Raw genomic sequence first — 20615 nt, forward strand, 5'->3', positions numbered from 1 at the left:
GAATTCCCTCAGAATATTTCCGGGGTGCCGCCGAGCGCTTGATAGGTGCCGCGTGAGCGCAGGGTCTTGACGATTGCGCTGCTTGCGTCATTTTGGCGTCGAACCACCGACGCCGGCGCCCAGTTCATCCGCTATGTCGGCCTCGTGCCCGGCACACAGCGGATGACCCCAGCCGGAAGCGCTTTTCCCGCCGGGGTTGAGATCGTAGATAATGGCGTCCTTGCGATTGGGATTGACACCGGCCGGAACCTTGTCGAGGCCGAGGGCCGCGCGGACGCGCCAGGCGACATTGTGGTCGGCGCAGGAAGAATCGCCGCTGACGCCGAGGCCGCCCACAATTCCCTTGCCGTCGTAAAGGGCTAGGCCGCCGCCAAACACCACCACGCCTCCGATCGACTTGCCGATCAGCGGGTCGTTGGCGCTGCCGAACCTCTTGGCGTCGCCGGCAAAGGCCGCGGCTTGATTGGGGGGATTGGTGAACTGTAAGCCGAACAGCGGACCCCCTGGCTGCACCCCGGCATAAAGGTTGGAGGTGGACAGGGCCATGTTAGCCAAGCTGAGGCCATTGGCTGTGTTGGCCTTCTCAGCCGCGATCAACCTGCTGCCGGGCCACTGCGCATCGACCGCGGGCCCGCTGAAGGCAATGGCGCAGACTATACCGTCGCGGGCGACGATCGCCGCCCATTCGTTGGTCTCGAAGCCGCCATTTGCCGGGCCGCCGCTCGCCTTTACGTTGGCCTTCAACGCCGAGAGCAGCCTGTCGTGATCGGAAGGGCAAGGCGCCTGCGCCCAAGCAGCACCTTGCGGCATCGAGCCGAACGCCAAAGCCAGGAAACCAAGAGTTAGTGGCGAGAACCGACGATGTGCCATGGCCTCGATGCATGTTGTTGAACATCATCCCAACTGGTAGTCGGTTCCTTTGTTCCTCGATGCGAAAAAGTTTGTAACCGACCATTCCGCCGGCTGCGGCGAGTAAATCCTGAAACGGATTGGGCGGAGCTGAATCAGAAAACGGTCGCTGGGTCGGGCCGTTTCGCTGACCGGACGCACATGTCGCGACGACCGTAGCTACGCACAGTTCAAACCGCGGCCGTCAGCAGAGTTTGGGCTGCTGTTGGCCGCTCTGGCCTTAAAGGGGCCGCCCAACGTCTTCGTTGCAGTCGATGTTGCCTCAAACCGAAGCCCAAAACGTGTTCCATTTGCCGGCACAATTGACAAAGCGTTTGTCTGGACCCGCTTGGAACAACCACACGACCGCGTCGTTCGGTTCTCGATGGAACAGCTTTGTTCAGATTTCGCGGCCATGCTCCAGCCCGGCTACTGGATTGCTCTGGGGTTGCTGGTCGTGCCGTACGGGGTCGGCGTGTTCTTTCTTGTAAGGACCTGCCATTGCCTCTGATCGCGCGAGCAACCTGCAGTCTGGCGGATCGGGGTTAACCGTCCGCTTTCGGCAGGCGAACTGACGCAGTGTTTATTGGCACGGGCATGATCCGGCAGTTCGGCTCCAGCTTTGGCTCGGCTCGCGATTCAGCGTAAAATGGTTCAGGCGACGTCGGCCACGCCTATTCGCCGATAGATGAAGGCTTCCTCCGCGGCAGCAGTTTCCGCTGCGCGGCCTGTTCCGGCGATAAGCATGGCCAGTCGCTCGTGAATCGGCGACTTGATGCAGGCCGGATCCGCAGCTGCGGCGTCACCGGCAATCGCCATCGCCTGACACCTACAGCCGCCCCAGTCGACGTCGCGGCGCTCGCAGCTTCGACACGGCTCCTGCATCCACCCGCTGCCGCGGAAGGCATTGAAGGCCGCTGAATCGGCCCAGATTTCGGCAAGCGTGCGCTCTCCGAAGCGCTCGAAGCGTAGCGAAGGAATCGTCTGCGCGGCATGGCACGGCAGCACGGTGCCGTCAGGAGCCACTATGAAGGCGTCGCGCGCCCAGCCGCCCATGCATGGCTTGGGATAGATGGCGAAATAATCCGGCGGGACGAAATCGATGTTGATGACGCCGGCAAGCCGCTCCTGCGCCGCCGCGACGATCTTCGCCTGTCGGTCGACCGCGGCACGTTCGGGCATCAGCACATTGCGATTGGCCAGCGCCCAGCCGGCATACTGGACGTTGGCGATCTCGAGCCGCTCGGCGCCCAATGAAAGAGCCATATCGATGAATTCCGGCACTTCCTCGATGTTGTGACGATGGATCGGCGCGTTGATTGTGAGCGGCAGGCCGGCCGCGCGGGCGCGGCGTGCCGCCTCCAGCTTTTTTTCATGGCTACCCCGGTGGTTGCCGATAAGGTCGGTGGTCGCCGGCCGGGCACCCTGAAAGCTCAGTTGTAGGTGGTCGAGCCCGGCTTCGGCAAAAGCCTCGATGCGGCCCTCGGCAAGGCCGACGCCGGCAGTTATGAGGTTGGTGTACACGCCGCGCGCCGAAAGTCCGGCGATCAGTTGCTCGAGGTCGCGTCGAAGCGTCGGCTCGCCCCCGGAAAGGTGCACCTGGAGGACGCCGAGATCGGCGGTCTGCGAGAAGAGATCGAGCCAAGTCTGCGTATCAAGCTCGCGGTTTGCCTTCAGCAGTTCAAGCGGATTGGAGCAATAAGGGCACTGCAGCGGGCAGCGATGTGTCAATTCCGCAAGCATTCCGATCGGAGGCAGGAGGGACTCGCTCATAACTTCACCAGCAACTTGTCCGTCCATTCCTGCAGGAAGGCGATGACGTCGGCCGCCACGGCCTCCTCCTCGGCGTCATATTCGGCGGCAAGATCGGCGATGATGTGGCCGACCGTCGACTGACCATTGCAGCGACGCAATATGTCAAGGCTGATCTCGTTCGGCCAGAACACCTTCTCCGGCGAAAGCACGGCGAAGGCCTGCCGCACGGAATCGTATTGTATGCGCACGTGCCTCGGCAGCGACGGCGCCGATCGCAGCGACACCACGGCTCTTTCGCGCTGCGCCATCATCTGGCCGCCCCCGGGCGGAAGGCGCCTGGCGGTAGGTTTCCCGGTTCGCCATAGGCATGTTGAAGCGCATCGAGCATGGCCCAGAGTATGTCGCATTTGAAAACCAGCGCATCGATCGCCTGCTGCTGGCGCTCCGCCGTGTCGGCATGATCGAGGACGTAGGCGAGGGCGAAGTCGGCATCGCGCGATGCCTGTTCTGGCCGCCGGCTGAAATAGGCCACCGTGTCCTCGGTGATGTAATCGTATCTGGCCAGCATCGCCGACACCCGCTCGTCAATGATGGTCGGCGAGAACATCTCCGTCAGCGAGGAGGCGACCGCCTCGAGCAGCGTGCGGTTCGTGCAGAAAGAAAGATAGGCGCCGACGGCGAAGCGGGTCGCCGGCAGCGCCAGCCTTTCGCTCCTAACGGTTTCTGTATCGAGCCCGAGCGAGGTGGCTAGATACAGCCAACGCGCGATGCCGCCGCTCCAGCCGTCCTCGCCGTCGTGGTCCTCGATCCGCTTGCGCCAGGCGGCGCGAAACGCCGGGTCCTCGGCATGAGCCAGGATCATGGCGTCCTTGCGCGGAATGACGGCCTGATAACAGTATCGGTTCAGCGCCCAGGCCTGCATTTCCCACTTCGACAGGGCGCCACTGGTCATCCTGTGATGGAACGGATGATGGATGTGATAGCGCTCGGCACCGACCTGCCGCAGCACGGCCTCGAGTTCGCTCTTGGACAGGCCACCTCTGGTCGCGTTGCGGAAATGGCTCAAAACTCCATCTCCATCCCGTCGTAGGCGACTTCCCAGCCAGCCGCCGTGACTGCCGCGTGTTCGGCGGAATTCTCATCGAGGACAGGATTGGTGTTGTTGATATGGACGAAGACCCGGCGGCCGATCTTCACATCGGCGAGACCGGCGATCGAACCTGCTTCCCCAGACATTGCTATGTGCCCCATCCGCGTACCGGTTTTCTGGCCGACGCCGGCAGTGATCATCTCGTCGTCTGTGTAGACGGTGCCGTCGAACAGTAGGCAGGCGGCATCGGCCAGGTGCTCGCGCAAGGCGGCATCGACGCGCGCGCAGCCCGGGATGTAGACGATGGCGCCGCGACTGCCGGCCCAGGTGATCCGGACTCCGATCGTGTCGCAGGCGTCTGAGCTGTAATCGGCGTCTGGATGGGCTCTGTCCTCGAGATAGAGCGCGATCTTCCCGGGCACGGGAAAGCTCTCGAGGACCATGGCGGTCTCATGGCCGTGGGCGTCGCAGAGCACAACTTGCTCTTCGGCCGCCAGGAGACGCCGCGGCACGATCGCCGGATCGAGAACGTTGAAAATCGAATTCGCCTCCAGCGTCGCCAGCACCTCTCCGGTCGCATAGACAGCGAAAGGCTGTCGCTCGCGCAGGCTGAGTAGGCCGGCGATATGGTCGACATCGGCATTGGTCAGCACCACCGCCCGGATTGGAGTGGAGCGCAGCGGTGCGTCGGCTGCGGGTTGCAGTTCGGCCGTTTGTGCAATCTGCTGGCGAATGTCCGGGGAGGCGTTGAAGAGAACCCAGTCAACCCCATTCACTGATGCGGCAAGGCTTGATTGGGTTCGCGACCGCACGCCGGCCATCGCGGCGCGAGCCACACGGCTCAGGTGATAGTTGCAGTTCCACTGCGGAAAGCCGCCCCCCGCCGCAGACCCGATAATCTTCACGCGCATGGCGATGCCTGCTCCGCAGTCCATTTGACCGGCAGCCAGTTCTCCGCGACAAACGGTTTCCTGTCCGCGTTTTCCGCGCGATAGCCTGTCGCGAAGTCCTCACACGGCACGGAGGCGCATGCACCTGTTGAGAGGAACCTGAACGTTTGCTGCTTATTTCCTGGGCGGGATTTCAGCCGGCAGATACCGCGAAATTTCGAAGCCCGCTGCAACCTGGCACATGGTCGGCTTCTTCCAGTTCTTTTTCATTGCTCTCTCCTGTTGAGCGGCTTCTGCTCGCGCCTTGGTATAACCAGCCACAGGCCGGCTTTGTTCCTTGCACGAACCGGGAAAGGTCGATCTCGGAGGAGGGGCGGACAAGGCAATCAGCTTTGCCTTACGCCCATCTTGGGTGTTGTTGCCGTCCATCTGACGAGGCTGTCGGATGAAAAGCGATGAAGAGCGCGCAATTCCGGGATATGGTCAAAGGACGCGGATGGTGGCGAATTTGGCCGCGCCGCACACGCCGAAGGCGCGCCAGCGCCCTTGCTGCTATCGAAGCCTCGGGCACCTGGCGGACGCCAAACCCCGTCGGCGCCGGAGACATAGCGGCTGAAGGCGAAGCGGAATTCGCCGACCAATCGCCTATGGCATTCATTTTTGGCCGCGACCGCGGCGTCTATGCTGGCCGGACCACGCTGGTTGCGGGTTCAGGCTTGCTTCCAGACGAATTCTTCATCCAGTCGCCAATCGGTGGCCAGACGACACGGAACAATACGGGAAGACTTCTGATCTTGGCCCGCGAAAAACCCAATAAAGCCAATCATCCGGATACGTCCTCCGGGCCAACTATTGCTAAATATTTGATTTTGTTTCACAATTGCCGCGTCTTGTCCAGAAACGTACACCTAAAACGTACACCTGGAGCGGGCGATGTATCTATGGCGCGAAGACTCGGGATTCTTCTTCCAGATGCGAATCCCTGCCGGGCAAGTCGTACACCTTGGTGCCCTTTGCGCATATGGCTTGGAGCACTGAGAACGCGTGAGGCGCAGCGTCGGACCACGGCGCTCGCCGTGATAGCATTCGAAGGATTGAATGCAGGCATGGACAGGGAGACGCTGACACGCAGCCTGAAGGCCTTGGCGTTGGAGCTTGAAGGACTTCGACAACATCCCTAGTCGAGTTCGATGATGCTGCAGCCATAGGCCGGGAGCGACCGCTTACCGCCGCGTACTTTGCCATCGCCGAGCAAATCCTTGCCAGCGGGGACATTGCCGATGCTTGCCGGCTCGCCCAGCGTGTTGAGGATGAACAGCAGGCGGCGGTCCTTGCTCTCGCGGATTGTCGCTTCGACGCCGGCCGGCATGTCGGCGATGAGCGGCACGATACCGGCGTGCGACAGCACCTGATCGGCCAGCACCTCGACCAGAGCATCGCTGAGGTACGTGCCGAGGTAGATCACATTGCCCTTGCCGACTTTGCGCGAAGTCATTGCGGCGTGGCCCTCGGCGAAGCGGCTGGCCCAGCTGCCGATAACCTCCGTGCCGGGCGCGACGTTAAGCAGCTCATAAAGATGCGCCGCCGTCACCTGCGCATTCCCGATCTTGAGCTCGTATTGGCGGCTCGCCGACGTCGCCGGCAGCTTCTTGCGCACCGTGTTGGCGCCGAAGCGGCCGCCATGCTCGAACAGGCCCTCGCCCCCGATCGGCGTCAGCAACCCGAACTCCTCGACCGTGATCCCGGCCAGCGCCGAGAGCGTCTTGCCCGGCGAGGTGTCGCGGATGACGTGGTTGTTAACGTCGCGTGATCCGGTGCGGCCGCCCAGGATTACCGTTCCGCCCGCCTTAGCGAAGGCCTCGACCCGCGCCGTCCATGCATCGGTCCATTTCAGCCAATGCGGCACGTAGAGCGCCTTGAGCTTGCTGAGATCATCCTCGGGATGGATGAAGCCGCAGGCGATGTTGTGGCGGTAGCAATAGCGATGCAGCAGCGTCGCATCGTCCTGCGGGCTCGGCATGCCGATGGGGCAGGAGCGGTGCATCTCCTGATTGTCGAAATCTGATCCGGCGATGCCCAAATCCATGCGCACATGCGTGCCGAGGATCTTGTCCTTGAGCGCCGTGACCTCTCCCGCAAACTGCTTGGCCTCGTCATAGCGCCGCCGCGGGATGTCGTCGTGATCGATGATGCCCATCCAATAGATCTCGGCGCCGAAATGCGCCGGCCGCCAGCGGAAGAACATCACGCCATCGGCGCCGCGCGCCACTGACGTATAGGCCATGCGGCGCATCTCGCCGGGTTCGGGCGTCAGCGTCGAGAAGTTCGGCTGCGCACCGAAGCCCGATTGCTGCTCTGGCACGATGAAGTTGCCGGTGAAGCCGCGGCAGATGTCGAGACGCAGCGCCTGCGCCTCGCCGACGCTGCCGACCCGCTGCATCTCGTCATCGAGATGCGGGTAGATGTCGAAGCCGAGAAAATCGAGATCGGTCGAGAACTCGCCGCGGAAGTCGATGTCATCGATCCGCCCCAGATTGTGGAAGACGAACCAGTCTAGATTGGTGGCGCGCAGGATCAGCACCTGATCGTGCTGGAACCGCGCCGTGACGAAGGCGAGGAAGCGGTGATAGTCGACCACATGGGTCGGCCCGACCGGCGCAGGGGCGTAGTCGAGCGGCAGCACCACTTGATCGAAATCGTCGTAGGCGGTGGCCCAGAAATGCCCGCCCCACGCAACGTTGAGCGCGGCGATGGTCTTGTACTTGTCCTTGAGGAAGGCCTGGAACTCGGCCAGGGTCACCGCCCCGTAGGACAGCGATCCAGAGGTATTGAGCTCATTGTCCGTCTGCCAGCCGATGATGTGCGAATTGCCGCGATAATGCTCGGCCATCGCTTTAGTGATGCGCTTCGAATGCTCGCGGAACACTCCGCTCGCAAGATTGGCGTGCTGGCGCGAGCCATGGCTCATGGCGCGGCCATTGGCATCGACGCGCAACACTTCGGGATAACGCGCCGTCAGCCAGCGCGGTGGCGTCGCCGTCGGCGTGCACATAATGGTCTTGATGCCAGCCTTGCCCAGCAGATCTATGGCGTGGTCGAACAAATCGAAGTCGAACGTCCCCTCATGCGGCTCGATAATATGCCAAGCGAATTCGGCAAGTCGCACCGCGTTGAAGCCCGCGGCTGCCATGCGGTCGGCGTCGCGCTGCCAATAGCTCTCATCGACATGCTCCGGGTAATGCGGGGTACCGACGAGGAAAGTGTCGGTCGCGATCGGCCGCCAGACAGAGAGAGGCGCGGATTTCGAGGTAGTCGTCATAATCGGAAAACTCCAGGCGATAGTCTATTTGACGGCGCCGGCGGTGAGGCCGCCCTGCCAGAACCGCTGCAGCAGCAGGAACACCACGATGACCGGGATGATGCTGACCAGCGCGCCGGTGATGATGATCGAGAACAGCACCTGTCCGCCGCCACCGCCCTGCTGCGCGAGCTGATACCAGCTCGCAAGGCCCACCGTGATCGGCTGATACTCCGGCGAGCGCAGCACGATCAGCGGCAGGAAGTAATTGTTCCAGGTCCCGACGAACGAGAGCAGCGCCACGGTCACCATGCCCGGCGCCACCAGCCGCAGCACGATGGCACGGAAGATCACGAACTCGCTGGCGCCATCGAGACGCGCTGCGTCGAGCAGTTCGTCGTCGACGCCCTGCTCGATATAGACGCGCATCAGATAGACGCCGATCGGCGAGATCATCGAGGGCAGGATCACACCCAGCGGATTGTCGCTGAGACCCGACAGTGCCAGCAGCAGGAAGATCGGCACGACGAGGGCCGTCTGCGGGACAAACACCGCGCCCAGCACGAGCCCAAAGGTCAGATTTCGCCCGCGGAACTTGAACTTGGCGAACGCATAGCCTGCCGCAGTAGAAAAGATCGCGGCACCGAGCCCGGCGACGCTCGAATAGAGCACGCTGTTGAACATCCAGCGCGAGAAGATGCCATTGTCGCGGCTGAACAGATCACTCAGATTCTGCCAGAGGTTGAACTCGGTGCCGAAGCCGAAGCCGAACGTGGTGAACAGGTCGCCGTTCGTCTTCGTTGCCGATAGGACCAGATAGACCAGCGGCACGAAGCTATAGACGAGGAACAGTGACAGCAGCAGCGTGAGGATGATCCGAGAGCGCCGCCGTTCGCCGGGCCGGCGTCTGGCAGCTTCGAAAGTGGCAATGTCGGTGGTCGCAGTCATCATTGCTCTGGCCGACGGCGGTTGACGATCAGGGTGAAGATGTAGGAGGCACCGGCGATCACGATGCCAAGCACGAACGAGACGGCGGCCGCATAGCCATACTGCTGGTTCTGAGTCGCCAGCGAATAGGCATAAAGGTTCGGCGTGTAGCTCGAATTGATGGTGTTACTGGCGAGCGAGCGCATCAAATACGGCTCATTGAACAGCTGCAGTGTGCCGTTGATCGAAAAGATGATGGTGAGCAGGATCGCCGGCCACAGCAGCGGCAACTGGATCAGCCGCGCAAATTGCCAGGGCGAGGCGCCATCGATCCGCGCGGCCTCCGCGAGGTCGGACGGGATCGCCTTCAGCGCGGCGTAGTAGATCACCATATTGTAGCCGACATATTCCCACGTCACCATATTGGCCAATGAGAAGATCATCACGCCCGGCGATAGGAAGTCCGGCGGTGGCAGGTTGAACGCCTTGGCCATCTGCGTGAACGGGCCGAAGTTGGGGCCGTAGAGATAACCCCAGATGATCGTCGCGATCACGCTCGGCACAACGTAGGGGAGAAAGAAGCCGAGCCGGAAGACGCCCTTGCCATAGACCTGGCCACGATCGAGCACAATGGCGAACAACAGTGCCAGGCCCAGCATGATCGGCACCTGCACGATGCCGAACAGAACGAGGTTCCACACGCCGCCCCAGAATTTGGCGTCGCCTGTGACCTTGATGTAGCTGGCTGCACCCGCGAATTGCCGTCCGCCCACCAGCGTGTCGCGGTAGAGGCTCATATAGAACGCATAGACCAGCGGCGCGACGATGAAGGCGATAAACAGCAGCACGAAGGGCGCCAGGAACAGATAGGGCGTGAGCTTTCGTAACGTAAAACCGCCCGATCGCGTTGGGCGCATCGCTGCGGCTGGCGAATTCGACATTGCCATGGTCCCCCGTCCGGCAAGATGAAGAGGCCGGGCGCGCCGGTCAAGCGCGCCCGGCGGTTGCCCGGGAGGAGTTAGCCGACGGTGAAGCCTTGTTCCTTCGCGTAGGTGACCACGGCGTCCTGGATGCGGTCGAACGCATCCGACAGCGTGCCCTTGCCGCCGATCGAGGCGCCGAATTCATCGGACATCGACTGGTAGAGGAAGTCCTGGAACGGGCTCCACTCAAACGGCGCCACGGCATTCGCCGATTTGGCGAACACTTTGTTCACCGCTTGGCCGCCGAAGAAATCCGGCTTCGCGTTCGCCCATTCCGGATCCGACAGCAGCGCGCGGGTACAAGGAAAGAAGTTTTGCTTGGTGGTGTAGAGCTTTGTGGCTTCGGGATTAATGTTCAGCCAGATCGCGACTTCGGCGGCCTCGGGCAGATGCTGGGTCGTTTTCATCACGGCCAGCGCTGAGCCACCCCAAGCGCCAGTCGCGAACTTGCTCGCGTCCCACTGCGGCAGATCGGCGGCGCGCCACTTGCCCACGCTGGTCTTGGCGACCGAGGTCAGGAACAGAGGACCCCAGCCGGCAGCGAGCCAGGTGGCATAGCGGCCCGAGTCGAGGCCGGTGTACCACTCATTGTTGAAGCCCGGCTTGGTCTCGATGACACCCGCGGCAATAAGGTCCTGCCAATAGGCGGCGAAGTCCTTAGCAATCTTGTCGTTGATGTTGATCGCGAGCTTGTCGCCATCGCGGCTGACCGGCTTCCAGCCCATCGGCCACAAAAGACCCAAGACCCAGTCGGCATTGGCTCCGAACGGCGCGTCGGTGATGAACACATTCGGATCGGCCGCATGGATCTTCTTGCCCGCATCGGCAAACTCGGCCCAGGTGGTGGGCGGCGTGATCCCATGCTTGTCGAAGATGTCCTTGTGATAGAGCATCGCCATCGGACCGTAATCCTGCGGCATGCCGTTGACCACATCGCCCTTGGCGACCTGCGTCCACAAGCCTTCGGGGAACTCGCTCTTATGGGCATTGGCGTACGGGCCGATGTCGGCGAAGGCGTCGACCTGGCGGAAGGTCTCGAGGAGCTGGTATTCGATCTGGACGACGTCGGGCAGGCCGCTGCCCGCCTTCAGGCCGGCACGGACCGCCTGATATTCTGGGTTCCCCTGGCCGGCATTCACGAGTTCGACCTGGATGCCCGGATGCGCGGCGTTGAACATGTCGACCTGAAGCTGGAGATCCGGCACCCACGACCACAGCACCACCTTGACGGGATCGGCAGCGCGAACTGCCGTCGGCAGGGCTGCTACCGCAAAGCTCGCACCCGCAACTTTCAAGAAGTCACGACGCTGCATCGTCCGCCCCAGCGGATTGAAAATCTTCGTCATTGAATTCCTCCCACGAAAGATACGCTCCCGCACGATGCAAGCCACGTTTTTCTTTCAGTTAGAAACTTAATGCCGACATACAGTCGCTGTCAATTGCGATCGATTGATCTTCAGTCGGCCATCACGAGGCTGTCGGCAGGGTTGAGGGTCGTCGCATCGAGCACCAGGCGCACCGCTCCAAGCACGACGTCGCGGTGCCCCAGCGCGCCGATCACGAGGCGCGGCGGGTCATACACATTGCCCTTGAGGCGGTGCCGCAGCACATCGAGCACCAGATCACCGCCGCCGACGACCCGGCCCGCCAGTACGATGATTTCGGGGTTCATAAAGGCAGCAACGCTGCCCACCGCCATCGTCGCATAGTCGAGCAGTTCGGTCACGACTGGCGCGATTTTGCCCGCCTGCCGGTCGGTGACGGCAGCCAGGGTGAGCTTCCCCGCCGCATATTGCGTGTTGGCCTCTTCGAGCATCTTGGTCGCCTCCTCGGGAATGCCGAAAAAGCGCAGCGATTGCTTGTCGCCCAGATGTTCGAACGGCCGCCCGGTGAGGAGGGGGTCATCGAGATACCAGCCGAGCTCGCCCGCCGCATGCGAGTGCCCGCCATAGAGCTTGCCGTCGATCACGACGCCCGCGCCGGCGCCGGGCCCGATCGAGAGGCTCACGACGCTGTCGGCGCCACGCCCGGCCCCGAATCCCCATTCGCCCACGGCGGCGAGGTTGCGCCCGTTCTCGACGACGATTGGCATCTGAAAATATTCGCTGAGCCGCGCCCGCAACGGCATGTCGCGCCAGCCGAGCCCGAGCGTCAGCACCACTTCGCCCTGCGGCTGCCTAACGATAGAGGGCAGGCCAATGCCGATGCCGCGAATGGTCTGGCCGCGCGGGCGGGGGGCCGCCATCAGTCGGCGGATCAGGCCGACCAGCTTCTCCAAATTGCGCTCGCCATCATCGTCGGCGGTCTCGTGCATTTCGGTCTGCACGACGCCCTGGAGATTGGCCACGGCGCCATAGAACTCGCCCTTGCCGGCCTCGATGCCGATGATCGCATGCGCCGCGCCGCGGAACTTGATGCGTGCCCGGGGACGGCCACGGACATTGGCCTCGTCAAACCCGTCATACGCCACCAAATCCTCGGCAATCAAATCCTCGATCACCCGCATCACCGTCGGGATGCTGATGTTCAGTCGCTCGGCGAGGCTCGAAGGTGATGCCACTCCTTCGGTGCGGATCAAATCCACCACCGCCGAACGATTGAGTCGGCGTAACAGGCTCGACGTCGTGGGCTGGCGCTTCATTCATGGACCAGTTGCAAAGGCCGGCGGACCGGCAACGAGCGTCGGCATAGACCAGAACCGTCCCAGAGTCCGCCTTTTTCTGATGACGCCGAACGTCAGTTGTCGCTCCGCAGTGAAAGCTACCGCGGTAGCCCGTTCGATGACTTCGGCGATCAGATCCGTGCGCGCCCGAGCCCTCCGGAGTCACTGCGCTTACTCGTGCAAATAACTGAGTCCGGTTGCTTCAATCGGTTACGAGCTCGTCCGCCTTTGGCGCGGAACCAACAAGGACCGTTTTTGGCGCCAAGCGGCGCGCACTACGCTCGACCTAACGGTCGGCTTTCTTGCCAGTCATCTTGAAAGCTGCCAGGCCGTTAACGGCCCCAATGCGGCCGCGCTCGTAGGGCTATCGTCAAATAGAAGCTTCTCGATCTCCAAGCGAAGTTTCATTGCTCGCCTCCCGTGGCTAATCTGCCAACGGCGTTCGTCGCACGGCGTTATTCCTTTACCGCGCCGGTCATTGAGGAAACGTAGTGCTCGACAAAGAATGAATAGAGCACCACCACTGGCAACGACCCGATCAGCGCGCCTGCCATCAGCGCGCCCCACTCATAGACGTCGGAGCGAACCAGCTCGGTGAGCACGCCGACTGGCACCGTCTTCTTTTCCGACGATTGAATGAAGGTCAACGCGTAGATGAACTCGTTCCAGGATAGCGTGAAAGCGAAGATGCCGGCGGAAATCAGGCCAGGGACTGACAGCGGCAGCACGATCTTGGTGAGGATCTGCCAGCGGCTCGCCCCGTCGATGAGAGCACATTCTTCAAGTTCGAACGGGATCGAGCGGAAATAGCCCATCAGCAGCCAGGTGCAGAAGGGGACGAGGAACGTGGGGTAGGTGAGGATCAGCGCGAACGGGGTGTCATAGAGGCCGAGGTTGAACACCATCAGCGATAGCGGGATGAATAGAATCGAAGGCGGCACAAGATAGGCCAGGAACACTGCAAGGCCGACCTGCCGCGCGCCCGAGAATCTCAGGCGTTCGATCGCATAGGCCGCCAGCACCGCTGCCAACAGTGACAGGAAAGTGGCGGCGGTCGAGATGATGATCGTGTTGAGCAGCCAACCAGGATAGGAGGTCTCGAACAGCAGATAACGTATGTGCTGCAATGTCGGGTGAACAACCCAGAACGGGTTGTAGTTCACGTAGTCGGTCATCTCGGCATTCGGCTTGATTGCCGTGATGGTCATCCAGTAGAAGGGAAACAGGAGCACGATCATAAACACCAGAAGCGGCAGATAGACCGTCACAACCCGGCGGGGCAGGCTTTGCAAATAGCCCATGCCGCCATCGTCGGTCTCGATGCGCTCCGCTTGCCTGATCGTGGCCATATCAGTCTCCGCCGCCTTGCTGCCATTTGCGCCGTTGCAAGCCGAAATAGCTGAACAGGATCGCCGCCAGCAGGAAGGGGATCATGGCGACGGCGATTGCCGCACCTTCGCCGAGTTGGCCTCCGGAAATGCCGCGCTGGAACGATAATGTCGCCATCAAATGAGTGGCGTTTACCGGGCCGCCACGAGTGAGCACATAGATCAGTTGGAAGTCGGTGAAGGTGAACAGCACTGAGAAGGTCATGGTGATGGCAATGATCGGCGTCAGCAGCGGCAGGGTCACGTAGCGGAACAACTGCGACCGACTGGCGCCGTCGAGGGTGGCGGCCTCGTATAGCGATTGCGGGATGGTCTGCAGACCCGCCAGCAGAGTGATGGCGACGAATGGAATGCCGCGCCACACGTTGGCGGCAATAACCGACGCGCGCGCATTGGTCGGGTCGCCGAGGAAGTTGATGCGATGATCAATCAGTCCCATCTGCTGCAGCGCCCATGACAGGATCGAGAACTGCGAATCGTAGATCCACCAGAAAGCGATCGCCGAAAGCACCGTCGGCACCACCCAGGGCAAAAGCACCACTGCACGAAAGAAGGACTTGAAGCGAATGTTCTCGTTGAGGATGAGCGCCAGCCAGAGCCCGAGCGCAAATTTCAGGATCGAAGCGCTGACCGTATAGAGCAGCGTGTTGAAGACCGAGAGCCAAAAGATGCTGTCGCTCCACAGATACTCATAGTTCTCAATACCTACGAAGATGCCAGGGCGACCGATGCGCGCATCGGTGAAACCGAGCCAGACGCCAAGCCCCAGCGGGTAGGTCAGGAAGACCAGCAGCAGCGCCGCCGCCGGCAGCATGAAGCCGAAGCCCAGGACATTTCGGCTTTCGGCCAGACGCGACAGGATTGATGGGCGCGGCCGAACCGCAGCGGACGTCACGGCCATGGCCGGCTCCTCACGAGGTCTGGTTGCATGGCGACGCAAGCCGCCGTCCGAAACCGAACCGGGCAACATGGTCCGCCGCCCGGTTCAGCTGTGGTCAAACGCGATAATAACGGTTGGCCCGCTTTTCCGCCTCTTCCATCGCTTCCTGCGGCGTGGCCTGGCCTGTCACGGCCTTGGCGAACATGTCGACCAGAACATAGTCGGCCATGGTGGCCGCCGAGGCGTAGCCGAGCGGCCCGGCATAGCCGTTGGGACGCAGCGTCTCGGAGGCTTTCGCATATGCCGCATTGTTCGGGTCAGCCTTCCAGACCGGATTGTTGGCGAAGGCTTTGAGCGTCTGGCAACAGTAGCATGCCGAGGAGGTGATCCAGTCCGCCATTTGCGGATCCTCGAACATGAACTGCAGATAGGCTTTGGCCGCGTTGGGGTAGGGCGTGTAGTTGAAAATGACGGCCGTGGTCACCTGGAACAGCTCGACGGATTTCCCGACCGGACCGATCGGCAAGTTGGTCGTGCGCATGTCCTTGGCAATCTCGGTCAGCTTCGGATCATTGTCCTTGTTGACCTTGGCGGTGTTGTAGACGGAAATCCCGTTGGCGATGACGCTCACTTCGCCGGCGAGGAAGGCCCGGTTGTTGTTGACATCGAGCCAGCTTTCGGTGCCGGGGATGAAGGTCTTGTAGAGCTCCTGCGCATACTGGATTGCCTTGAGCGTCTCGGGGCTGTTGATCGTGACCTTGCCTTTCTCGTCGACCATCTGGCCGCCATGGCTCCACAGCAGCCAATGCGCATAGTTGTTGCCGTCGCCGACGCCGTGGCCATGGGTAAAGCCGGCCGGATGACCTTTGGCCTTGAGCGCCTTGCAGAGCTCGAGGAAGCCGGCCGTGTCCTTCGGAAAGTCCGAGAAACCGGCCTCCTTCACCCAGCTTTCCCGGTAGACGATGGCGTTGCCGATGGTGGCCAGAGGCAGGCCCACGAACTTGCCCTCCCGCGTCGCATATTGTTTTGGCCCCTCATACCAGCCGCCATATTTGTTGCCGAGATAATCGCCCAGTTCCGTCACATCGAGCAGCTTGTCGGGGTACTGGTGCGGATCATCGAACCAGACGAACATCAGGTCCGGACCCGAGCCGACATTAGCGGCGACCGCAGCCTTGGGGCGAATGTCTTCCCAACTCTCCTTGTCGACGCGGACCTCCACCCCCGTCGCTTCCGTGAACCGTTTGGTGTTTTTCAGCCACTGGTCCTCGTCGCCCTGCACGAAAGGAGACCAGCGCAGCAGTCTGAGCTTCGCGCCATCCTCCGGTTTGTACGTCAAAGCCTCCTTGGCGAAGGCCGGAGAGCCGACGAACCGGCTCCCCAACGCGCCGGCGGCGGCGCCGGCCGTCGTGCGGATCACGTCGCGTCTGGTGAATCTCATGATCGTTTCCTCCTGTGTTTTCCTCGTTGCGTGTTGCCCTACTGCTGCGGGAGGCTCATGCGCTTGCCGGTTTCGCCGTGAAAGAGATGAACGAGACCGGGCTCGACCGACAGCCGGATGGTTTCTCCCGGCGCGAAGGAATGGCGTTCCCGAAAATTGGCGACCACATCCTCGCCTCCCGCCGTCCGGCCTATGATCTGTACCTCCGAGCCGGTTGGCTCGATCACCACCACGGTGACCGCAATGCCATTGTCGCCGAGCCGCAGATGCTCTGGCCGTATCCCCAGCACGACGGGTTCGCCATTGCCAATGGACAACGGGCCGGCCAAAGGCACCGAAATCCCTCCCGCGCCCTGAAAACGCGGCGTGCCTTCGGTCAGGATGGTTCCCTTGAGCATATTCATGGCGGGAGAGCCGATGAAGCTTGCCACGAACAGGTTGTTCGGGCGGTCGTAGAGCTCCAGCGGCGACCCGATTTGCTCGACCATACCGTCGTGCATGACCACAATCTTGTCGGCCATGGTCATGGCCTCGATCTGGTCGTGCGTGACATACACCGTCGTGGTCTTCAGCCGCTGGTGCAACTCCTTGATCTCGGCGCGCATTTGCACCCTGAGCTTGGCATCGAGATTGCTGAGCGGCTCATCAAACAGGAATACCTGCGGATTGCGCACGATCGCGCGGCCCATGGCGACGCGTTGACGTTGGCCTCCAGAAAGCTGCCGCGGATACCGTGACAGAAGCGGGACCAGCCCAAGGATTTCGGCTGCCCGACCGACGCCTGCATCGCTCTCCGCCTTCGGAACACCCTTGAGCATGAGCGAGAACGCCATGTTCTCCGCAACCGTCATGTGCGGGTAGAGCGCGTAATTCTGAAAGACCATGGCCACGTCGCGTTCCTTAGGAGCAACGTCATTGACGATCCGGCTGCCAATCGAGATATGGCCCCGCGAAATCTTTTCCAGACCGGCAATCATCCGCAGAAGCGTCGATTTCCCGCAGCCGGAGGGTCCGACGAGCGTGACGAACTCGCCGTCTTCAATATCGACGCTGACGCCATGCAGGACCTCAGTGGCCCCGAAGGATTTGTAGACATCGCCAATCGCGACAGCCGCCATCGAACTCCTCCCGATGGTCCCTGCGAAAACGTCGCTGGGAGCCGTTGTATCAGGCGTGGCTTGAAACGGATGCCGGCAGTGCGGCGATCCACCACTTGCGTCGGCGACGTCTGCCTCCAGTTCCCCCAGGTCACGCGACTCTGAAACGGTAGCGCTACCAAATCCGCCTGTAAAGCGAGCATGCAGGAACCGCAGAACAGCGGGTCTATAGTCCAAATCCGTGGCCGAAGGGCGCCATCTTGGAACTCGGCTGCGGCCAAGTTGGTGGAAGGCGACCGGCCCGCTGGAGTATCGTCAAATCCTTGCGCGGCGATTGAAGCAGCTGATGACGGATGGAGCGGCCATTGCCGTGGCATCGCCATCCGCCTCGCTGATCAGGGCAAGACCACTGTTGCCGCTCTCGCGTGGCAAGAGACGCGGACTGACGATATACCTGACCGCCAACTCCGAACCAATGACTAAATTAGCGCCAAGGTCGCTGCCGCTGAGAAGGAAACTGAAAATGTCCTTGCATAGGATCGCGGTGATCGGTGCGACGGAATCGGCCCCGAGGTGGTTGAGGCCGGCGTCGAGGTGCTGGAGACCTTGGCTGCCGCGGAATTCGGTCTTGCCTTCGAGTTCAAGCGCTTCGATTGGGGCTCGGACTATTATCGCCGCAATGGCCGCATGATGCCGCAGGATGGGCTTGCTCGGCTTGAGAATTTCGACGCGATCTATTTCGGCGCGGTCGGCGACCCGGAGCTCCCCGACGACATCACGCTGTGGGGCTTGCGCCTGGCGATCTGCCAGGGGTTTGACCAGTATGCGAATGTGCGGCCAACACGCCTTCTGCCCGGGTTGACAGGCCCGCTGCGGCCCGACCTCGGCCAACAGATCGACTGGGTGATCGTACGCGAGAACAGCGAAGGCGAATACGCGGGGGTTGGCGGTCGCGCCCATCGTGGATTGCCCATCGAAGTCGGCATGGACGTTGCTGTCTTCACCCGCGCCGGTATTGAGCGTATCGCACGTTTTGCCTGCGATCTTGCCTTGTCGCGCCCTCGCAAGCTGCTGACCGTCGTAACCAAATCGAACGCACAGCGCCATGGCATGGTGCTCTGGGACGAAGTCGTGCGCGAAGTGGTCCGCGGCTACCGAGGGCTGACCGTTGACTGGATGCTGGTCGACGCCATGACGCAAAGAATGGTCAACAGGCCCGGCAGCATCGACACTGTGCTGGCGACCAACCTGCACGCCGACATCCTGTCGGATCTGGCGTCGGCGCTTGGGGGTTCGCTGGGAATCGGCTCAACCGCGAACATTGAACCGTCGCGCAACCGTCCGTCGATGTTTGAGCCGATCCATGGCTCGGCGTTCGACATCACCGGCAAAGGCATCGCCAATCCGCTTGGATCGTTCTGGACGGCAAGCCTGATGCTCGACCATCTCGGCGAGCACGCCGCGGCGCGGCGCCTGATGGTAGCGATTGAAACCGTCACCGGCCGGGGGGAGCATCTCAGTCCGGATCTTGGGGGGATGGCCCCCACCGCCGAGGTCACCGCTGCAGTGATTGCCGCGCTGTCAGGTCTAAACAGCACGAGTTCATCTCCGCCGGTCGGATAGACAGTCACGGTTGCTCGCTTGCAAGTCGCATGACCAGATTCCCTGTATAAGGTGCTTGGGGTTGCTGACTGTCGGCCGTGGCTTGCGAGATGCGGTCCCAAGCAGGCGCGTGGAGCACCAAGGCGAGACTGTGAGCTTGAATTGGCTCAGACCTGGGCTTGAAAGCCGTCGAAGACTGCCATATCTTTTGCCCAAGAAATCTGACTCTCACTGTGGCAGGATGAATTCTGTGGCCCAGGCACTCAAGATCCCCGAACAGAACGGACCTCTCATCCTGTCCTATATGGACCGGAACGGGAAGATTGCGATCGGACAAGTCGCGGATGGTTTTGGCATGTCCAAGAGCCAGTTGGCCCAAACCGCTGGTCTTGCTCGCGAGACCCTTTATCGGTCAGAGCGCAGCGCTGCGGTAAAAACACAGGGGCGTCTGCGGGAGATGCTCGAGATTATCAGTCGCGTGACGGATTGGGCGGGCGGCAAGGAGCAGGCGATGGCCTGGTATCGGGCTCAGCCGCTTGCAGCATTCGGCGGACGCACGGCTGAGGCGCTGGTGAAGGACGGCAAGGCCGTTGCGGTTCGTGATTATCTCGATCACATGGCCGTTGGTGGCTTTGCGTGAAGTTTGTCGGAACCTGCTATCGGGCGCACGATCCACGTTGGGCATTCAAACCGACTTCCGGTGAAGGAGCGGCAATCCGAGGGGCCCGATTCAATCCCAAAGGTGTGCCGGCGCTCTATCTGGCGTTGAGCCTGATGACAGCCATCAAGGAAGCCAACCAGGGCTTCGCGCAGCGAATCGATCCCTGTGTGCTGTGTTCGTATGAGGTCGACTGCGACGACATCGCGGATCTGACAACGAAAGAGACGAGGGGAGAATTTTCTGTCGCGCTCGAAGACATGGCCTGCGCCTGGGCGACGGCGCTTAGCGACGGGGAGCGTCCGGCGTCCTGGTCCGTCTACGACCGGCTGCGGCCTCGAAATGTTGGCGGCATCGTTGTCCCAAGTTTCGCGCCGAGCGCCGAGATGGAGGATCGCAATCTGGTCCTTTGGGACTGGGGGCCGGATCTGCCGCACAAGATAGCTGTATTCGACCCGAGCGGTCGGTTGCCCAAGGACCAGCTATCCTGGCGGTAACGCGCTCTCGCTCCTCCGAACGGCAGGGGAGGGTCTTTCGCCCTGCAGGTCTGATGGTTTGGTAAGATTGACACAAAAGCAATCGCGTCTGCGCCTCGCCAAGTCAAATCTCGGGTAGCTCAGAACCTCCATTCCCGGAATGAAAGCAGCCAGGCAGGTAGGCAGCTAAGCCGCTGCGGGCGAGCGCGCTAGCAGAACCTCTTAGCGATGCGCGCTGCAACGGCGGCAACGACCCACTACTAATCGGGTTCTGCCACAGCCTTCGGCGAGGACTATGCGCTGGAGAAGCGTCTCGAGTTGATGAGCCAGGGTGTTCCGGCCGGAGATCTGCTGATGACGGTGGCGCGCCGGTCGAACGGCGATGGCCACGCGGTGCTCACCATGCGCACCAACCTCGGCGATTTCATCCTCGACAATCTGGAATCCACGGTGCTCGTCTGGATCGACACCGACAACACTTACCTGAAGCGCCAATCTGACGAGAATTCAGGCGTTTGGGTGACGATCAACGAGGGCCGTGAAGACGCGGTCGCCAGCGTCCATTAGAGCGCAAGGATAA

At 61.7% G+C, this 20615-nt stretch carries 18 protein-coding genes and 2 pseudogenes; 6 read left to right on the forward strand and 14 right to left on the reverse strand.

Going from position 1 to position 20615, the window contains the following annotated elements; all coding sequences use genetic code 11:
- Nucleotides 1-87 precede the first annotated feature (87 nt).
- Nucleotides 88-810: a heme-binding protein gene (locus tag AC0NIH_RS20205; RefSeq protein ID WP_032928282.1), complete on the reverse strand. Its 723-nt coding sequence runs from the start codon at nucleotides 808-810 to the stop codon at nucleotides 88-90.
- 304 nt (nucleotides 811-1114) lie between these two features.
- Here AC0NIH_RS20205 and AC0NIH_RS20210 point away from each other — a divergent pair, with 304 nt between their 5' ends.
- A complete protein-coding gene (locus AC0NIH_RS20210; RefSeq protein WP_474025030.1) occupies nucleotides 1115-1399 on the forward strand; it encodes a hypothetical protein in 285 nt (94 codons plus the stop codon).
- 143 nt (nucleotides 1400-1542) lie between these two features.
- On the opposite strand, the gene pqqE is transcribed toward AC0NIH_RS20210, so the two are convergent.
- From pqqE to pqqB, 4 genes are read right to left on the reverse strand one after another with little or no spacing between them, the layout of a single operon-like run.
- A complete protein-coding gene (gene pqqE / locus AC0NIH_RS20215; RefSeq protein WP_224687878.1) occupies nucleotides 1543-2661 on the reverse strand; it encodes a pyrroloquinoline quinone biosynthesis protein PqqE in 1119 nt (372 codons plus the stop codon).
- Nucleotides 2658-2954, reverse strand: a complete 297-nt coding sequence (pqqD, locus tag AC0NIH_RS20220; protein WP_224687879.1) for a pyrroloquinoline quinone biosynthesis peptide chaperone PqqD — start codon at nucleotides 2952-2954, stop codon at nucleotides 2658-2660. The genes pqqE and pqqD overlap by 4 nt, the downstream gene beginning before the upstream one ends.
- A complete protein-coding gene (pqqC, locus tag AC0NIH_RS20225) occupies nucleotides 2951-3709 on the reverse strand; it encodes a pyrroloquinoline-quinone synthase PqqC (protein ID WP_224687880.1) in 759 nt (252 codons plus the stop codon). The genes pqqD and pqqC overlap by 4 nt, the downstream gene beginning before the upstream one ends.
- Nucleotides 3706-4644 (reverse strand): pyrroloquinoline quinone biosynthesis protein PqqB, encoded by a 939-nt coding sequence (pqqB, locus tag AC0NIH_RS20230; RefSeq protein WP_473467497.1) that lies wholly within the window; start codon nucleotides 4642-4644, stop codon nucleotides 3706-3708. The genes pqqC and pqqB overlap by 4 nt, the downstream gene beginning before the upstream one ends.
- Before the next feature lie 434 nt (nucleotides 4645-5078).
- Here pqqB and AC0NIH_RS20235 point away from each other — a divergent pair, with 434 nt between their 5' ends.
- Entirely contained in the window at nucleotides 5079-5804 is a 726-nt protein-coding gene (locus AC0NIH_RS20235) for a hypothetical protein (RefSeq protein ID WP_473467499.1), read from the forward strand.
- On the opposite strand, the gene AC0NIH_RS20240 is transcribed toward AC0NIH_RS20235, so the two are convergent.
- The 9 genes from AC0NIH_RS20240 to AC0NIH_RS20280 form a co-directional block, all read right to left on the reverse strand.
- Nucleotides 5801-7942 (reverse strand): beta-galactosidase, encoded by a 2142-nt coding sequence (locus AC0NIH_RS20240; RefSeq protein WP_473467501.1) that lies wholly within the window; start codon nucleotides 7940-7942, stop codon nucleotides 5801-5803. The two genes, AC0NIH_RS20235 and AC0NIH_RS20240, sit on opposite strands and share 4 nt — an antisense overlap.
- 24 nt (nucleotides 7943-7966) lie before the next feature.
- A complete protein-coding gene (locus AC0NIH_RS20245; protein WP_224687883.1) occupies nucleotides 7967-8872 on the reverse strand; it encodes a carbohydrate ABC transporter permease in 906 nt (301 codons plus the stop codon).
- Nucleotides 8869-9789 (reverse strand): carbohydrate ABC transporter permease, encoded by a 921-nt coding sequence (locus tag AC0NIH_RS20250; RefSeq protein WP_473467504.1) that lies wholly within the window; start codon nucleotides 9787-9789, stop codon nucleotides 8869-8871. The genes AC0NIH_RS20245 and AC0NIH_RS20250 overlap by 4 nt, the downstream gene beginning before the upstream one ends.
- Nucleotides 9790-9866: 77 nt before the next feature.
- Nucleotides 9867-11177, reverse strand: a complete 1311-nt coding sequence (locus AC0NIH_RS20255; protein WP_287277094.1) for an ABC transporter substrate-binding protein — start codon at nucleotides 11175-11177, stop codon at nucleotides 9867-9869.
- A 110-nt stretch (nucleotides 11178-11287) separates the two neighbouring features.
- A complete protein-coding gene (locus tag AC0NIH_RS20260; RefSeq protein WP_224687886.1) occupies nucleotides 11288-12472 on the reverse strand; it encodes an ROK family transcriptional regulator in 1185 nt (394 codons plus the stop codon).
- Nucleotides 12473-12948: 476 nt separating this feature from the next.
- Nucleotides 12949-13842, reverse strand: coding sequence for a carbohydrate ABC transporter permease (locus AC0NIH_RS20265; RefSeq protein ID WP_023767874.1), 894 nt, complete (start codon nucleotides 13840-13842; stop codon nucleotides 12949-12951).
- 1 nt (nucleotide 13843) lies between these two features.
- Entirely contained in the window at nucleotides 13844-14782 is a 939-nt protein-coding gene (locus AC0NIH_RS20270) for a carbohydrate ABC transporter permease (RefSeq protein ID WP_031258236.1), read from the reverse strand.
- Nucleotides 14783-14876: 94 nt separating this feature from the next.
- The gene (locus AC0NIH_RS20275; RefSeq protein ID WP_473467507.1) at nucleotides 14877-16202 is read right to left on the reverse strand and encodes an ABC transporter substrate-binding protein; all 1326 of its coding nucleotides are present in this window, start codon (nucleotides 16200-16202) and stop codon (nucleotides 14877-14879) included.
- Between the two features lie 38 nt (nucleotides 16203-16240).
- A complete protein-coding gene (locus tag AC0NIH_RS20280) occupies nucleotides 16241-17320 on the reverse strand; it encodes an ABC transporter ATP-binding protein (RefSeq protein WP_224687888.1) in 1080 nt (359 codons plus the stop codon).
- Between the two features lie 502 nt (nucleotides 17321-17822).
- Here AC0NIH_RS20280 and AC0NIH_RS20285 point away from each other — a divergent pair.
- The 4 genes and pseudogenes from AC0NIH_RS20285 to AC0NIH_RS20300 form a co-directional block, all read left to right on the forward strand.
- Nucleotides 17823-18922: pseudogene (locus AC0NIH_RS20285) on the forward strand (tartrate dehydrogenase).
- Between the two features lie 229 nt (nucleotides 18923-19151).
- Nucleotides 19152-19541, forward strand: a complete 390-nt coding sequence (locus AC0NIH_RS20290; RefSeq protein WP_224687890.1) for an MbcA/ParS/Xre antitoxin family protein — start codon at nucleotides 19152-19154, stop codon at nucleotides 19539-19541.
- Nucleotides 19538-20056 (forward strand): RES family NAD+ phosphorylase, encoded by a 519-nt coding sequence (locus AC0NIH_RS20295; protein WP_473467510.1) that lies wholly within the window; start codon nucleotides 19538-19540, stop codon nucleotides 20054-20056. The genes AC0NIH_RS20290 and AC0NIH_RS20295 overlap by 4 nt, the downstream gene beginning before the upstream one ends.
- A 267-nt stretch (nucleotides 20057-20323) precedes the next feature.
- Nucleotides 20324-20602 (forward strand): annotated as a pseudogene (locus AC0NIH_RS20300) (transglutaminase-like cysteine peptidase); the annotation flags it as partial.
- Nucleotides 20603-20615 lie beyond the last annotated feature (13 nt).

Source organism: Mesorhizobium sp. WSM1386, from assembly GCF_055901595.1.

What these genes read in the sequence shown, in the direction of transcription:
- AC0NIH_RS20240 (WP_473467501.1), bottom strand. Translation starts at nt 7,942, where the DNA reads ATGACGACTACCTCGAAATCCGCGCCTCTCTCTGTCTGGCGGCCGATC.
- AC0NIH_RS20245 (WP_224687883.1), bottom strand. Translation starts at nt 8,872, where the DNA reads ATGATGACTGCGACCACCGACATTGCCACTTTCGAAGCTGCCAGACGC.
- pqqD (WP_224687879.1), bottom strand. Translation starts at nt 2,954, where the DNA reads ATGATGGCGCAGCGCGAAAGAGCCGTGGTGTCGCTGCGATCGGCGCCG.
- pqqE (WP_224687878.1), bottom strand. Translation starts at nt 2,661, where the DNA reads ATGAGCGAGTCCCTCCTGCCTCCGATCGGAATGCTTGCGGAATTGACA.
- pqqB (WP_473467497.1), bottom strand. Translation starts at nt 4,644, where the DNA reads ATGCGCGTGAAGATTATCGGGTCTGCGGCGGGGGGCGGCTTTCCGCAG.
- AC0NIH_RS20270 (WP_031258236.1), bottom strand. Translation starts at nt 14,782, where the DNA reads ATGGCCGTGACGTCCGCTGCGGTTCGGCCGCGCCCATCAATCCTGTCG.
- AC0NIH_RS20255 (WP_287277094.1), bottom strand. Translation starts at nt 11,177, where the DNA reads ATGACGAAGATTTTCAATCCGCTGGGGCGGACGATGCAGCGTCGTGAC.
- AC0NIH_RS20205 (WP_032928282.1), bottom strand. Translation starts at nt 810, where the DNA reads ATGCCGCAAGGTGCTGCTTGGGCGCAGGCGCCTTGCCCTTCCGATCAC.
- AC0NIH_RS20265 (WP_023767874.1), bottom strand. Translation starts at nt 13,842, where the DNA reads ATGGCCACGATCAGGCAAGCGGAGCGCATCGAGACCGACGATGGCGGC.
- AC0NIH_RS20235 (WP_473467499.1), top strand. Translation starts at nt 5,079, where the DNA reads ATGAAGAGCGCGCAATTCCGGGATATGGTCAAAGGACGCGGATGGTGG.
- AC0NIH_RS20275 (WP_473467507.1), bottom strand. Translation starts at nt 16,202, where the DNA reads ATGAGATTCACCAGACGCGACGTGATCCGCACGACGGCCGGCGCCGCC.
- AC0NIH_RS20280 (WP_224687888.1), bottom strand. Translation starts at nt 17,320, where the DNA reads ATGGCGGCTGTCGCGATTGGCGATGTCTACAAATCCTTCGGGGCCACT.
- AC0NIH_RS20260 (WP_224687886.1), bottom strand. Translation starts at nt 12,472, where the DNA reads ATGAAGCGCCAGCCCACGACGTCGAGCCTGTTACGCCGACTCAATCGT.
- AC0NIH_RS20250 (WP_473467504.1), bottom strand. Translation starts at nt 9,789, where the DNA reads ATGTCGAATTCGCCAGCCGCAGCGATGCGCCCAACGCGATCGGGCGGT.